This is a genomic window from Rhodococcus sp. NPDC076796 (assembly GCF_040702765.1).
Taxonomy (GTDB): domain Bacteria; phylum Actinomycetota; class Actinomycetes; order Mycobacteriales; family Mycobacteriaceae; genus Rhodococcoides.
In genome coordinates this window covers 186285-198456 of sequence record NZ_JBFBMS010000005.1, presented here as the reverse complement: position 1 = coordinate 198456, position 12172 = coordinate 186285, and the positions used below count along the sequence as shown (strand labels likewise).

Below are 12172 nucleotides of genomic sequence, written 5' to 3'. Positions count from 1 at the left end.
ATGACGCGGCCGCAGAGCATCGAGCAACTCGACATCGCGGTGGCCGAATGCCGCGCCTGCCCGCGCCTGGTGCAGTGGCGTGAACAGGTCGCCGCCGAGAAGCGGGCCGCATTCGCAAACGAAACATATTGGGGCAGAGCAGTTCCCAGCTTCGGACCCGCCGATGCGGCGATGCTGATCGTCGGGCTGGCACCGGCCGCACACGGCGCGAACCGCACCGGGCGTATGTTCACCGGCGATCGAAGCGGAGACGTCCTCTACCGCGCGATGCATGCGGTCGGTCTGGCCAGCCAACCCACCGCTACCCACATCGGAGACGGATTGACGCTCAACGGGGTTCGCATCACCGCGCCGGTGCACTGCGCTCCCCCGCAGAACAAGCCGACTCCCGCCGAGCGGGATACCTGCAGGCCCTGGCTAGACGACGAATTACGGTTGCTGCGTCCGACGCTGCGGTCGGTGCTCGTTCTCGGTGCCTTCGGCTGGCAGTCCCTGCTGCCGACACTGGCCGCCAACGGGTGGGAGATACCAAGGCCTGCACCGAAATTCGGCCATGGGGCTCGGCTCGACCTGGGCTCGATCACCGTGTTCGCCAGCTATCACGTGAGCCAGCGAAACACCTTCACCGGACTGTTGACTCCGACGATGATCGAGGACGTGCTGCGGGATGCGGGTCGGCATGCACGCTTGCTGTGATCGCCTTCATCCGGAACATGAAGAGCAGCACTCCGGCGGGGCCCGCACCGGCGACGATGAGAAGCATGGTGCGCCAATCGGCGAGTAGGAGAACGTCGCTTCCCGGACCGCCGAGCATGCACAGCACCACTGCAGCGAACCATCCGATCAGGGGCGACGCCACCCAGATCGGCCGATCCGCGACCTTGCGTGCGGCCAGAATCAGCGCGACGTTCGCGATCCCGCCGAGCAGTGCGCTGATGGGGAACTGCACCGATCCGAGGTAGGTCGGAAGGAAGAAGACCGAGAGAATTCCGGACAGGAAGCCGTCGAACACCAGTACTGCGACGGTCGCCCAGGACACCAGGGCGACAGTATTGGATGCGGCCTTCGAGATCATGCGCCCAATACTGCCTTGACCCGGGTTGTTTCAGTGCATCGCATTCGAAAAACCGGGCATCGGCACTCAGGAAACCGGCGGGTACCCCAGGGAGGTCAGCAGGTTGCTCGCACCCATGGCGATTTGTCCCAGTACGTACTGGTACAGATCTGCCTGTGCGCCGAACTGCGGCTTGAGAGAATCGACGAACGCGACGATGGCGTCCTGTACTACCCAGTTATACATGTGTGTTCCGCCCCTGATGTGGTGGTATTAGTGATGCGAAGCACAGCCTAGTACGCCGGCGAACAGGTCGTTCTCTCTACCCGTCTCATCGGGATCGAGTTCACCGCGCACGAGCACGTATTGCTCGTCCAGCAGTATCGGCTGGGCGATGTCGTTGGACAGTGCGTACTCGCTGCCCGACGGCGCGACGGTCACCTGAGTCGCGTGGGCCCGGAGCGCATCCCGCTTGGCATCGAGCACGCCGCGGATGTCGATGCTGGTGGTGATGGTGTTCTCGGGAACGCTCGGCAGCTCGCCGGCCTCCGGCATTCGCCAGTGTGAGGGAATCGCCTCGATGGCCGCGAGCCCAGCCTGCAATTGATCGTGTCCGGTGACTGTCCAGTAGAACTTGGACACCTCCCAGGGCGCTCCGACCCCGGGGTAGGAATCCGTCCCGCAGACCTCGACGGCCTCGGTCACCAACGAGTGCACCTGCTGGTGATCGGGGTGGCCGTATCCGCCCTCGGGGTCGTACCCGACGACCACCTGCGGCCGAAGCTCACGCATCACCGCGACGAGCGCTCCGAGGGCCTCGACGCGATCCGCGTTGACGAACGCGCGTGGCTTGCGGGCAGCAGACGTGCCTGCCATCCCCGAATCGCGCCAACGACCGGCTCCACCGAGGAACCGAGGCGGGTTGCACCCCAGCGCCGCGAGAGCGCGATGCAATTCCAGAATTCGATAGCCGCCGAGCTGATCTGCGCGGTCGACGACCAGATCGGCCCACGTCTCGCCGATCACCTCCCCCTCCTCACCGAGCGAGCAGGTGAGCACCGTGACGTCCGCTCCGGCTCGAACGTAATGAGCGATGGTGCCGCCGGTGGTGATGGTTTCGTCGTCCGGGTGTGCGTGCACCAGGAGCAACCGCTGCGGCTCCGTCATGGAAGGCTCCGTCATGGAAGGCTCCGTCATCGTCGACTTGTCGGTCATCGGGGTGTCCGCATCCACTGCGACGCGTCGGCGAAGATCCCTACCTCCACCGGGCCGGTCAGTGAGAGGCCGGTGATGCCGGGAACGGCCGCAACCACCGACGAGTCCTGCATGATCGGCAGCGTCGACGCCAGAGACCACAGCGCCGGCTCGACGTCGTTGGTGGCCACCGAAGGCTCGAGGCCGCTCACCAATGCCCTGTCGATCGTCGGTTGCAACTCCGGAACGCACAGGCCGGACAGGTTGCGCGGCACCTCGACGCCGTCGCCACTGCCGTCGGCCGGTTCGTCGACGCAGCCGAACCGTGAGGCGAGGGCCGTGGCGGGATCGACCCCGGCGCTGGTCCATCCGACGACCGCGTCGACGGTCCCGTCGGTCAACGCCGTCGAATACAGCTCGTCGGCGGGCAGTGGGGTGACGGTGGCATCGATTCCCGCGCCGACGAGTTCGTCGGCGGCGGTTCCGGCGACCGCGAGCGCGATGTCGTCGTTCTCGACGGCACCGATCACGAACCGCAACGCGGTGCCGGTCGCGTCCGCAAGGCGGGTGACACTCGGTGCCGGAGCGCTCGTGGCCGTCGGGTCGGGGCTTGTCGTCGGAGCGGCGGTGGTCGGTGCGCTCGGGTTCGGTGTGGATGTCACCACGGCATCGGGTGTCGGCACGAACCCGGCCCGGTCGAGCAAGTCGAGGGCGGCACTTCTGCCGATGGGGGCGGGCGCGGTCGCGGAGTAGCCGGGGTCGGACGGCGAGGACAGCTGCGCTGCCGCCCGGCGATCCGTCGCGCCGCCGCCTGCTCCGACCGTGGCCAGCAGGTTCGGATCGAGCAGACCGAATATCCCTTGCCGCACAGCAGAATCGGACATGTTCGCAGCTCGCCCGTTGACCGTCATCGACAACACGCGCGACTGCCTGATGGTGTCGGTTCGCACGCCGGGAATTGCGGAGAGCTGAGCCCGCAGAGCCGACCCCCCGCGAACCTGGGCGATCTGCGCGTCACTGGACCGCAGCGAATCAGCCAGCTGAGCGGAGGTGCCCCCGCGGCGGATGAGGATCTGGTCGGGTGATGCGGGTCGGTCCCAGAATCGGTCGTTGCGTTCGAGCAGAATCTCGTCCCTACCCCGGTCGACGGTCTTGATGTTGAACCGGGAGCCCGAGACCGGCACGTTGTCCGTCAGGCCTCCCTGGAAACCGCCGGGTGAGTCCTTGAGCAGGTGCGAGGGCACCAGATCGGCGAACAGTCGCTGCCAGGCCGGATACGGCGACGAGAGCGTCACGTCGACTGTCTTGCCACCGCCCGAGGACGCGACGTCGCTGATGAGCCCGTACCCCGCCGGATCGACGACACCGGGCTGGGTGATCATCTGCTGCCACAGGTAGCGGAAGTCCTCGGCGGCGATCGGAGCGCTGTCGGACCACTGCGCCTCGTTGCGCAGCTGGTAGCGGATGGTGAACGGCGATTGCGACGTCACCTCGGCCGAGAGCAGCAACGACAGGTCCGGCTCCCACGTGGTCACCCCGGTGTCGGGGTTCCGGACCGGGCGGAACGGGCTGGGCAGAACCAGTGAACTCACCGCGGCCGTCGCGGGCGACTGATCCGCCAGAAGATGTGGATTGAAGCCGATACCGACGTCGTCGATGGCGACGACGACCGGATCACCGGTCTCGGCCGGAACCATCGTCGTGCTGACCGGAGTCTCGACACTCTCGATCGGGGGCGGCGGATCCGCAGTGCACGCGGTGAGTACCAGAGCGATGGCAGAAACCAGAACCGTCGGCATCAGCACCTTGCGCAACGAGGATCTCCTTCGTAGTCGGCTACCTTCTGCGACAGAAGCGACGCGCCCCACGAGGGTGACACGTCGCTTCTGCCGCACGAAGTGAGTCTTACAGAGCAGCCTTGTCGCGAGTCTTGCTGCGCGAACGCTCGCGGGCGCGCTCGTTGGAATCGAGGTGCACCTTGCGGACGCGGACGACCTCGGGGGTCACCTCGACGCACTCGTCGCCTGCACAGAACTCCATGGCCATTTCCAGGTCGAGCTTCTTGGGCTTGGCCAGGGTCTCCATGACGTCTGCGGAGGACTGACGCATGTTGGTCAGCTTCTTCTCGCGGGTGACGTTGATGTCGAGGTCTTCCTGACGCGGGTTGATGCCCACGACCATGCCCTCGTAGGTGTCTGCGCCCGGCTCGACGAAGAACGTGCCGCGATCGGCCAGCTGGATCATCGCGAACGGGGTGACGGTGCCGTGGCGGTCCGACACGAGCGAACCGGTGTGGCGCGCGCGGATCTCACCGGCCCACGGTGCGTAACCGTGGAAGACGGCGTTGGCGATACCGGTGCCACGGGTGTCCGTGAGGAACTCGGTGCGGAAGCCGATCAGGCCGCGCGAAGGAACGATGAATTCCATGCGAACCCAGCCTGCGCCGTGGTTCGTCATCTGCACCATCTTGCCCTTGCGAGCTGCGAGCAGCTGAGTGACCGCACCGAGGTACTCCTCCGGAGTGTCGACCATGAGCTCTTCGAAGGGCTCGTGCAGCTTGCCGTCGACCTGCTGGGTGACCACCTGCGGCTTGCCGACGGTGAGCTCGAAGCCTTCGCGACGCATCTGCTCGACGAGGATGGCCAGCGCCAGCTCGCCACGACCCTGGACCTCCCAGGCATCGGGGCGACCGATGTCGAGGACCTTGAGCGAGACGTTACCGATGAGCTCCTGGTCCAGACGGCTCTTGACCATGCGCGAGGTGAGCTTGTGGCCGCTGACGCGTCCGACGAGCGGGCTCGTGTTGGTGCCGATGGTGACCGAGATGGCCGGCTGGTCGACCGTGATACGGGGCAGTGCGACCGGGTTCTCCAGATCGGCGAGGGTGTCACCGATCATGATGTCGGGGAAGCCCGCGACGGCGACGATGTCGCCTGCGACGCCGCGCTCACCGGGGACGCGCTCGACGCCGATGGTGTTGAGCAGCTCGGTGATCTTGGCCTTCTGGACGACGGGCTCGCCGTCGACCTCTCGCATCCAGCTCACGGTCTGGCCCTTGGAGAGCTGGCCGTTGTGGATACGCACCAGGGCGAGGCGGCCGAGGAAGGCCGACGCGTCGAGGTTGGTGACGTGCGCCTGCAGCGGTGCGTCGACGTTGCCCTTGGGCGCGGGGACGTAGTTGAGCAGAACCTCGAACAGCTCGTCGAGGTTCTCGGCGTCGGGCGCGTTGCCGTTCTCGGGCTGAACACGCGACGCCTTGCCCTCACGGCCGGAGGCGTAGAGAACAGGAAGGTCGAGGGCGAGCTCGGCTGCCTCGGACGCTTCGTCGTCGAGGTCGGACGCCAGGTCGAGGAGCAAATCGTGGCTCTCCGAGACGACCTCTTCGATACGCGCGTCGGGACGGTCGGTCTTGTTCACGACCAGGATCACCGGCAGGGAGGCGGCGAGCGCCTTGCGCAGCACGAAGCGGGTCTGCGGAAGCGGGCCCTCGGAAGCGTCGACGAGAAGGACGACGCCGTCGACCATGGACAGGCCGCGCTCGACCTCTCCGCCGAAGTCGGCGTGGCCGGGGGTGTCGATCACGTTGATGACGGTGATGGTGCCGTCGGCATTGCGCTTGTGAACGGCCGTGTTCTTGGCCAGGATCGTGATGCCTTTTTCTTTTTCGAGGTCACCCGAGTCCATGACGCGGTCGATCGCTTCGGCACGTTCCTCGAACGCGCCTGACTGCCGGAGCATGGCGTCGACCAGGGTGGTCTTGCCATGGTCGACGTGTGCAACGATGGCTACGTTGCGAAAAGTGGTGGTGCTGTCGATGTTGTCTGCACTGCTTGGGGCGCTCACGCGAAAAATTCTCCTGGAGTCGAATGCGGGCTCTTGTTCGCTAGCGGGCTTATGTCGCTAGAGAAGCGCGCTGCACCGCGAGGTTCTCGCGACTGATCGAGTTTACCCGTAGTCCGACGGTGCGCCGCGCCACCCTCAGGTCTGTGACCTGCGCCACCCATTAGTCTTGGTGCTCATGGGCAAGATAAAGGCCGTAGATGTCTCGGGGATGAAGCCCAAGAAAAAATGCTGTCGCAAGAAGGTTCGGTGCATCAAATGCCCCGTGGTCATCATGCGAATGAAGAAACTCGAATCGGCAGGCGCAACCAAGAAGGACCTGAAGAAGGGCCTCAAGACCGCCCGGGCGAAGTGAGCAGAATCTGCTGAAGTTCGGGCAACCAGAGCCGATCCGCGTCGACCAGATCCATCGTCGGCAGCGTCGCGGCGTCCACCCACCTCAGGGCCGAATGTTCCAGGGCTGCAGGCATTCCCGAGATCAGCGAGGCTCGGTAAGCGCGCAGGACCAGGCCGCCCGCAAGATCGACGTCGCCGGTCAGCGCCGCTCCGATCGAGCACTCGACCCCCAATTCCTCGCGCAGCTCGCGCGCCAGCGCGGCGTCCTCGGACTCCCCCGGCTCGACCTTGCCGCCGGGCAGTTCCCAGAGACCCGCCAGCTCGGGCGGACGGGTTCGTTGCGCGAGCAGCAGCCTGCCGTCGTGCGTCAACGCGGCTGCGACAACCACAGCGGTGGGGGTACCGGACATGCCACCATCTTTCTATGACCGAACTGCTGACCGACCGCGACATCGAGGACGCCCGGCTCACCGAATGGACCGTGGTCGGCAAATCCCTGACTCGCACCGTCGAACTGGCGTCATTTCCCGCAGCGATCGAGGCGGTGAACCGGGTGGCCGACGCCGCGGAAGAGGCGGACCATCACCCCGACATCGACATCAGATGGCGCACGTTGACGTTCGCCCTCTCGACCCACAGTGCCGGCGGACTCACGCAGAAGGATGTGGATCTGGCGCGTCGGATCGATCAACTGATCGAGCTTTCATAACTCGTCCCGCATACACGACCCAGCCCAGGAACAAGGCCGAGCCGATCACGTCGACCGCACCGGCCCACGCCTCGAGTCCGGGACGGGGGATGGTCCAGATCGATTCCTGGAAGAAACTGAGCAGCCACGGCACCCCCACGGTCACCGTCACCAACCAGTAGCCCGCGACGATCTTCGCCCCGGCGACGTCGCGCAGCGGCCCGTGCACCAGCCAGATCACCATCGGGATCACCCAGATCCAGTGGTGCGACCAGGAGATAGGCGAGATCAGCAGGCCGAGAAGTTGCACGATCACCAGCGTGCCCAGATGATCTTCGCGTCCGATCGCACGCCATGCCGCGAGCGCAAGCCCTGTCGCGACGACGGCGGCGACGATCCACACCGGGCCCTGCCCGACGTCCTCCCCCGCGATCCGGCTGAGCGCTCCTCGCAGAGACTGGTTCCAGACCGAGCCGACGGGGCCGATGCGTTCGGCATCGCCGAGCAGTGTGGTGAAGTACGTGGCCGCCTGATGTCCGAGCGCCGCGTAGCTGACCGCGACGGTGAGGGCGAAGGCCACCGCCGAGAACGCCGCGGCCTTCCATCGCCGAGTCGCCAGGAAGTAGAGACCGGTGATGGCCGGGGTCAGCTTGATTCCGGCAGCGAAGCCGACCAGCCCTCCAGCCACCCACCACCTGCTGCTGCGTACCGCGAGAATCGCCACCAGCACCAGGAACACGTTGACCTGGCCGTAGTCCAGCGTCGTCCGCACGGGTTCGGACCACAGCCCCAGCGCGGTCCACAGCATTGCGATGCGCACCCAGCGCGGCTCCGCGGCGCGCTCGTCGCCGAGCACCATCGACAGCGTCAGCCTCACCACAACGAACAGCGCGAGCATGGTCGCGGCCTGCCACAGGACGCCGACCAGGGTGAACGGCAGATAGTGCAGCGGGAAGAACACGAGCGCGGCGAACGGCGGGTACGTGAACGGGAGTGGGAAGTCCGGGGTCTGTACCGAATACGTGTAGTCGTACAGATTGCCGCCGAGCAGTGCCGCGGAGCCGTCGACGTAGACGTGTAGGTCCACGAGGTTCATTCCGTTGGGCGTCGCGAATGCCCAGACGAATCGGCTGATCACCGAGACCGCGAGCAGAACGGGGGCCAGCCGAACAAGTCGGTTCACTGTGCGTGCGGTTCCGTTCGGTATCGATGCGGTGTATCGGTCGTCGAGCTTATAGGGCTCGGTTCACGCGTCCCAACCGCGGATGCACCCGAGTAACATTTGCATCACCTTTCACACTGACAACTTCAGTAACAGGTTATCGTGTGCCTCTGCGGAGAATTCGCAGCGTGTGACCAATAGACTGCCCTGGCATAGATGCGACGGGGGAGGGCTCGTTCGACAACAGCTGTACATCGGGGATTGCGCTACATAGAGTGACCCCTCGAGCACCGGCTGTCGCCGTGGGCCCGCGTCATGATCAGAATGGGGAATATCACCGTGCTTCGTACCCGCGGAACGCGTCGCGTAGTTACAGCCTTTGCCGTAGCCGCGGCCGCCGCACTAGTCGTGCCGACCAGCGCATCCGCACAGCCATTGGTGCCGATGGCACCGGCAGATCTGCCCGCAGCGCCGGCCGATCCCGCTGCTCTGATCGCTCAGTTCCTCCCCGCCCCCGGTGAGCCCATGCCCAACCTGGCCGAGGTGGAAGCACTCGCCTCGTTTGCACCGGCCATTCTCGGTGCCGCAGCCGGACCTGCCGACGTTGGAGCCGCTCCGGCGGCCGACCTGCTCGGTCAGGCCCGTGCGCTGCTCGAGACGGCGCAGCTGCCGGACCAGGTCAAGGCGCTGCTCGAAAGGGTCATCACGTTCCTGGACGGCTCCGGCGGCGGCGGACCGGAACTGCCGTCAGACGGACCCGTCATCGCCCAGTTCCTGTACCCGACGCTCGGCATGGGGTGCATCTCCGACACCGCCGATTCCGTCGGAACCGCCCTGGCCGTACCCGGCCCCGCCACCCTGCCGCCTCCCGGACCGGGCGCAGGCCAGGCCGGCTTCGTCTTCACCGCCCTCGGCACCGCACCGATTGCCGCTGAGCAGGCAGCTCCCCTGACGGTGACCTGGCTCAACATCGACAACCGTCGCTCGGGTACACAGGATCTGACCGGCGCGGCCATGATCAACACCGACGGTCCGGCGACTCTGTCCGCGATCGCCGACACCGGCCCCGGACGCGTCCTCTCGGTCGTCTCCGGTTCGATCACCACACAGTCGAAGGAAGACCCAGCGGCGGCTCCGCGCAGCTGCACCTTCTTGCCCACCATCGGTACGGTCTACGTTCCGTAGCTCGCACCTGCACCAACTAACCAGTTCGTCCCCGGCTTCATCGGAAGCCGGGGACGAACTGTTTGTTCAGGAGAATTCGGAAAGAATGGCGCGCGCGGCTCGCATCGAATGTCGCGCTACATTCGATGATGGTCGGAATGAATTACATCGATGGTATTTCAGACAATGTCCGCGGCAGATTTCGACCACTGCCCGTAATCGGCTTTCAGAATATTGTTGATGTCGACTTTGACTCCGCCCACGAAATCCTTGTCGATTCGGATCTGATGAATGTGCGCGTCGGGGTGAACGAAGCCCTTGGGTGTTCCCCAATTGTGCTGCCAATACCACTGACCGAGTCCGGCAACCGAGGCCAATTCGATGGTCGGTGAATTGGCGTAGATCCCCGTGTTCTCGGCTCCGATCACCGACTGCCAACCCAGGATGTACGGCGCGATCAGGGTTGCGAACTCCACAGCGGTGGGGTTGTCGTCGATCGACGCGTAGATCGGGCGGTCTGCCGGACCACCGGCGGCGAGGTGGAGCTCGAGGCCTCGCTCTGCGTGCTTCACGCCCGCTGCGTAACCGCCACGCCAGTCGGACGTGGCCCCCTTGCCGAATTGATAGTTCGAGACCACTTCCAGGCCTGCGGATGTCAGCGAGTCGGCCTCGGACTTGCGCATCGGCTTGCCGATCATCCAGTTCGCATCCGGTCGCCGATCGGAAACGTAGCGGACGGCCCCGAGGTGGCCGGCCTCCTTGATCGCCGACGCCGACGGCACCCCACCCGAATAGTCGACGAGTGTGCCGAGTCCGGCGTCTGCGTGCGCGGTGGCTGTACCCAGCGCAACCAATCCGACGGCGGCCGCGGACCCCGCGGCGGCGTACTTGAACAACTCACGTCGCGAAACCTGCACAGAAATCTCCATCGTCGTTCGATCGCCGCGGCGCGCCTACCCGAGAAATCACACAACCACTGCTATCTTCCATCGTTTGTCGTATCCCACCACAATCCCATCGGCATCGCCAGCCCCACTGCTCACACCCACCACGTTTCCCTCCAGCTTCACACGAGCACCTCGAGCATCGACGCCACGAACATGAATATGGTGGGGAGGACGATGCACGCACGAACGCGCTGAGGAGTGGATGGACATGGGCGTAACGCTCGCCAAGGGTGGAAATGTCTCGCTGACCAAAGAAGCACCGAACCTGATCGCCGTCAGCGTGGGACTCGGCTGGGATGTCCGCGCCACCACCGGCGGTGACTTCGATCTCGACGCCAGCGCCATCGGACTTCGCACCACGAAGAAGGCACTGAGCGACAGCTACTTCGTCTTCTACAACAACCTGCGCTCCCCCGACGGCGCCATCGAGCACACCGGCGACAACCGGACCGGCGAAGGCGAAGGCGACGACGAGAGCATCGATGTCGACCTGGCAGCCCTGACCCCGGAAGTCGACTCCATCGTCTTCCCGGTGTCCATTCACAACGCCGACGCCCTGGGCCAGAACTTCGGTCAGGTCGTCAACGCCTTCATCCGCGTGGTGGACAAGTCCGACGGGCGCGAACTCGCCCGCTTCGACCTCAGCGAAGACGCCTCCACCGAAACCGCCATGGTGTTCGGCGAGCTGTACCGCCGTGGGGCCGAATGGAAGTTCCGCGCCATCGGCCAGGGCTATGCCTCGGGCCTGGAGGGAATCGTGCGCGACTTCGGCATCGACGTGGGTTAGAAGCGTCGACGCTCACCCGCCGGTATCGGTTGGTCCGGCGGGCGAGCGCGTCTCGATTGGACAACGGTATGGGTCGGAACTTGTGACGCCCAGATGATGTGTGGTGATATCAGCGCACACGCAACATAAGCCACATCAGTCACAGGAGTCACACATGTCTCGTCGCCTCAGCCGTTTGGCGGGCGCGCTCGCGCTCTCCTGCGCGGCATTGCTCGCTGTTCCCGCCACTGCTGCAGCGGATCCGGCACCGGCCGATCCGCTGGCGCAGGCGATCGCCGCACTGCAGGGACAGGGTGGTGCCTCGCTGGACGCCGCAACCGCGATCGCCGACTCACGCACCCCGGTCGCCGAGGACGCGAGCGTCGATCCGTTCGCCGCACTGAACGCGGCCAACAAGGCCCTCACCGACTTCGGCATCACGCCGTTCTTCTACCCCACGGCAGCGATCAACTGCGCCGCAACGGCTGGCTCGCCCCTCGGCATCGTTCCGGGCGTGGCGGGCGGAGCGGCCGGACCATGGCCTCAGCTGACCGCGCCGGCCATCCCCACCTTGCCGTTCCTGCCGTCCATCGAGATCCCCGAGCTCAATGCCGTCGACAAGGGCGAGACGATGTTCGCGTTCGTCCCGGCAGGAATCGTGAACGATTCTGCAGACAAGACCGGCATGCAGGTCGCCTGGTTCAACGTCAACACCCTGCAGGGTGGATTCGCCGACTTCGGCGGCTTGGCAACCACTCTCGCAGATTCGATCCTCACCAATTCCGGCGTGCCCGATGCCGCGAAGGAGATCGTTCGGCCGTTCGTCATCGGAGCGATCGACTCGCTGCCTGCCGCCGGTGCCCGCGCCGTACCCGTCGAAACCGGATCGGGAACCGTGCTCGCCGCGGTATTCGGAACCGTGAACCACAAGGCCCTCGACGGTTCGGACAAGAGCTGCTTCTTCTTCCCCACCGTCGGCATGATCAACGTCGCCTAGAGATTAGGCAAGACCACGAAAGGC

At 65.4% G+C, this 12172-nt stretch carries 14 protein-coding genes; 6 read left to right on the top strand and 8 right to left on the bottom strand.

Features of this window, described 5'->3' with window-relative positions; all coding sequences use genetic code 11:
- On the top strand, positions 1–696 hold the full coding sequence (locus AB0366_RS17970) for a uracil-DNA glycosylase (protein ID WP_366245076.1): 696 nt from the start codon (positions 1–3) through the stop codon (positions 694–696).
- On the opposite strand, the gene AB0366_RS17965 is transcribed toward AB0366_RS17970, so the two are convergent.
- The 5 genes from AB0366_RS17965 to typA form a co-directional block, all read right to left on the bottom strand.
- The gene (locus tag AB0366_RS17965; protein ID WP_121873293.1) at positions 623–1075 is read right to left on the bottom strand and encodes a hypothetical protein; all 453 of its coding nucleotides are present in this window, start codon (positions 1073–1075) and stop codon (positions 623–625) included. The genes AB0366_RS17970 and AB0366_RS17965 overlap by 74 nt on opposite strands.
- 66 nt (positions 1076–1141) lie before the next feature.
- Complete coding sequence (locus AB0366_RS17960) at positions 1142–1300, bottom strand: hypothetical protein (RefSeq protein WP_008714214.1); 159 nt, start codon at positions 1298–1300, stop codon at positions 1142–1144.
- A 27-nt stretch (positions 1301–1327) separates the two neighbouring features.
- On the bottom strand, positions 1328–2221 hold the full coding sequence (gene mshB, locus AB0366_RS17955; protein WP_366245196.1) for an N-acetyl-1-D-myo-inositol-2-amino-2-deoxy-alpha-D-glucopyranoside deacetylase: 894 nt from the start codon (positions 2219–2221) through the stop codon (positions 1328–1330).
- A 44-nt stretch (positions 2222–2265) separates the two neighbouring features.
- Positions 2266–4047 carry an ABC transporter family substrate-binding protein gene (locus AB0366_RS17950; RefSeq protein ID WP_366245193.1) on the bottom strand — a complete coding sequence of 594 codons (1782 nt, stop codon included), beginning with the start codon at positions 4045–4047 and terminating at the stop codon, positions 2266–2268.
- Between the two features lie 106 nt (positions 4048–4153).
- A complete protein-coding gene (gene typA, locus AB0366_RS17945; protein WP_121873294.1) occupies positions 4154–6091 on the bottom strand; it encodes a translational GTPase TypA in 1938 nt (645 codons plus the stop codon).
- Between the two features lie 175 nt (positions 6092–6266).
- Here typA and AB0366_RS17940 point away from each other — a divergent pair, with 175 nt between their 5' ends.
- Positions 6267–6443: a hypothetical protein gene (locus tag AB0366_RS17940; protein WP_094612381.1), complete on the top strand. Its 177-nt coding sequence runs from the start codon at positions 6267–6269 to the stop codon at positions 6441–6443.
- On the opposite strand, the gene AB0366_RS17935 is transcribed toward AB0366_RS17940, so the two are convergent.
- Complete coding sequence (locus tag AB0366_RS17935) at positions 6421–6834, bottom strand: (deoxy)nucleoside triphosphate pyrophosphohydrolase (RefSeq protein WP_366245075.1); 414 nt, start codon at positions 6832–6834, stop codon at positions 6421–6423. The genes AB0366_RS17940 and AB0366_RS17935 overlap by 23 nt on opposite strands.
- A gap of 14 nt (positions 6835–6848) precedes the next feature.
- Here AB0366_RS17935 and AB0366_RS17930 point away from each other — a divergent pair, with 14 nt between their 5' ends.
- Entirely contained in the window at positions 6849–7133 is a 285-nt protein-coding gene (locus AB0366_RS17930; RefSeq protein ID WP_149407582.1) for a 4a-hydroxytetrahydrobiopterin dehydratase, read from the top strand.
- Here the strand turns inward: AB0366_RS17930 and AB0366_RS17925 are convergent.
- The gene (locus tag AB0366_RS17925; RefSeq protein ID WP_366245074.1) at positions 7075–8295 is read right to left on the bottom strand and encodes a mannosyltransferase; all 1221 of its coding nucleotides are present in this window, start codon (positions 8293–8295) and stop codon (positions 7075–7077) included. The genes AB0366_RS17930 and AB0366_RS17925 overlap by 59 nt on opposite strands.
- 303 nt (positions 8296–8598) lie before the next feature.
- On the opposite strand from AB0366_RS17925, the gene AB0366_RS17920 reads away from it, so the two are divergent.
- Positions 8599–9459 (top strand): hypothetical protein, encoded by an 861-nt coding sequence (locus tag AB0366_RS17920; RefSeq protein ID WP_366245192.1) that lies wholly within the window; start codon positions 8599–8601, stop codon positions 9457–9459.
- Between the two features lie 158 nt (positions 9460–9617).
- Here AB0366_RS17920 and AB0366_RS17915 read toward each other — a convergent pair whose 3' ends face one another.
- Positions 9618–10367, bottom strand: coding sequence for a DUF1906 domain-containing protein (locus tag AB0366_RS17915; protein ID WP_366245072.1), 750 nt, complete (start codon positions 10365–10367; stop codon positions 9618–9620).
- Between the two features lie 226 nt (positions 10368–10593).
- Here AB0366_RS17915 and AB0366_RS17910 point away from each other — a divergent pair, with 226 nt between their 5' ends.
- On the top strand, positions 10594–11172 hold the full coding sequence (locus tag AB0366_RS17910; protein ID WP_366245071.1) for a TerD family protein: 579 nt from the start codon (positions 10594–10596) through the stop codon (positions 11170–11172).
- Positions 11173–11326: 154 nt separating this feature from the next.
- Positions 11327–12148: a hypothetical protein gene (locus AB0366_RS17905; RefSeq protein ID WP_121873299.1), complete on the top strand. Its 822-nt coding sequence runs from the start codon at positions 11327–11329 to the stop codon at positions 12146–12148.
- The last annotated feature ends 24 nt before the right edge of the window (positions 12149–12172 follow it).

Excerpts from the sequence above, each read along its gene's own strand:
- AB0366_RS17970 (WP_366245076.1), top strand. The coding sequence starts at position 1 with ATGACGCGGCCGCAGAGCATCGAGCAACTCGACATCGCGGTGGCCGAA.
- AB0366_RS17965 (WP_121873293.1), bottom strand. The coding sequence starts at position 1,075 with ATGATCTCGAAGGCCGCATCCAATACTGTCGCCCTGGTGTCCTGGGCG.
- AB0366_RS17960 (WP_008714214.1), bottom strand. The coding sequence starts at position 1,300 with ATGTATAACTGGGTAGTACAGGACGCCATCGTCGCGTTCGTCGATTCT.
- mshB (WP_366245196.1), bottom strand. The coding sequence starts at position 2,221 with ATGACGGAGCCGCAGCGGTTGCTCCTGGTGCACGCACACCCGGACGAC.
- AB0366_RS17950 (WP_366245193.1), bottom strand. The coding sequence starts at position 4,047 with ATGCCGACGGTTCTGGTTTCTGCCATCGCTCTGGTACTCACCGCGTGC.
- AB0366_RS17940 (WP_094612381.1), top strand. The coding sequence starts at position 6,267 with ATGGGCAAGATAAAGGCCGTAGATGTCTCGGGGATGAAGCCCAAGAAA.
- AB0366_RS17935 (WP_366245075.1), bottom strand. The coding sequence starts at position 6,834 with ATGTCCGGTACCCCCACCGCTGTGGTTGTCGCAGCCGCGTTGACGCAC.
- AB0366_RS17930 (WP_149407582.1), top strand. The coding sequence starts at position 6,849 with ATGACCGAACTGCTGACCGACCGCGACATCGAGGACGCCCGGCTCACC.
- AB0366_RS17920 (WP_366245192.1), top strand. The coding sequence starts at position 8,599 with ATGGGGAATATCACCGTGCTTCGTACCCGCGGAACGCGTCGCGTAGTT.
- AB0366_RS17915 (WP_366245072.1), bottom strand. The coding sequence starts at position 10,367 with ATGGAGATTTCTGTGCAGGTTTCGCGACGTGAGTTGTTCAAGTACGCC.
- AB0366_RS17910 (WP_366245071.1), top strand. The coding sequence starts at position 10,594 with ATGGGCGTAACGCTCGCCAAGGGTGGAAATGTCTCGCTGACCAAAGAA.
- AB0366_RS17905 (WP_121873299.1), top strand. The coding sequence starts at position 11,327 with ATGTCTCGTCGCCTCAGCCGTTTGGCGGGCGCGCTCGCGCTCTCCTGC.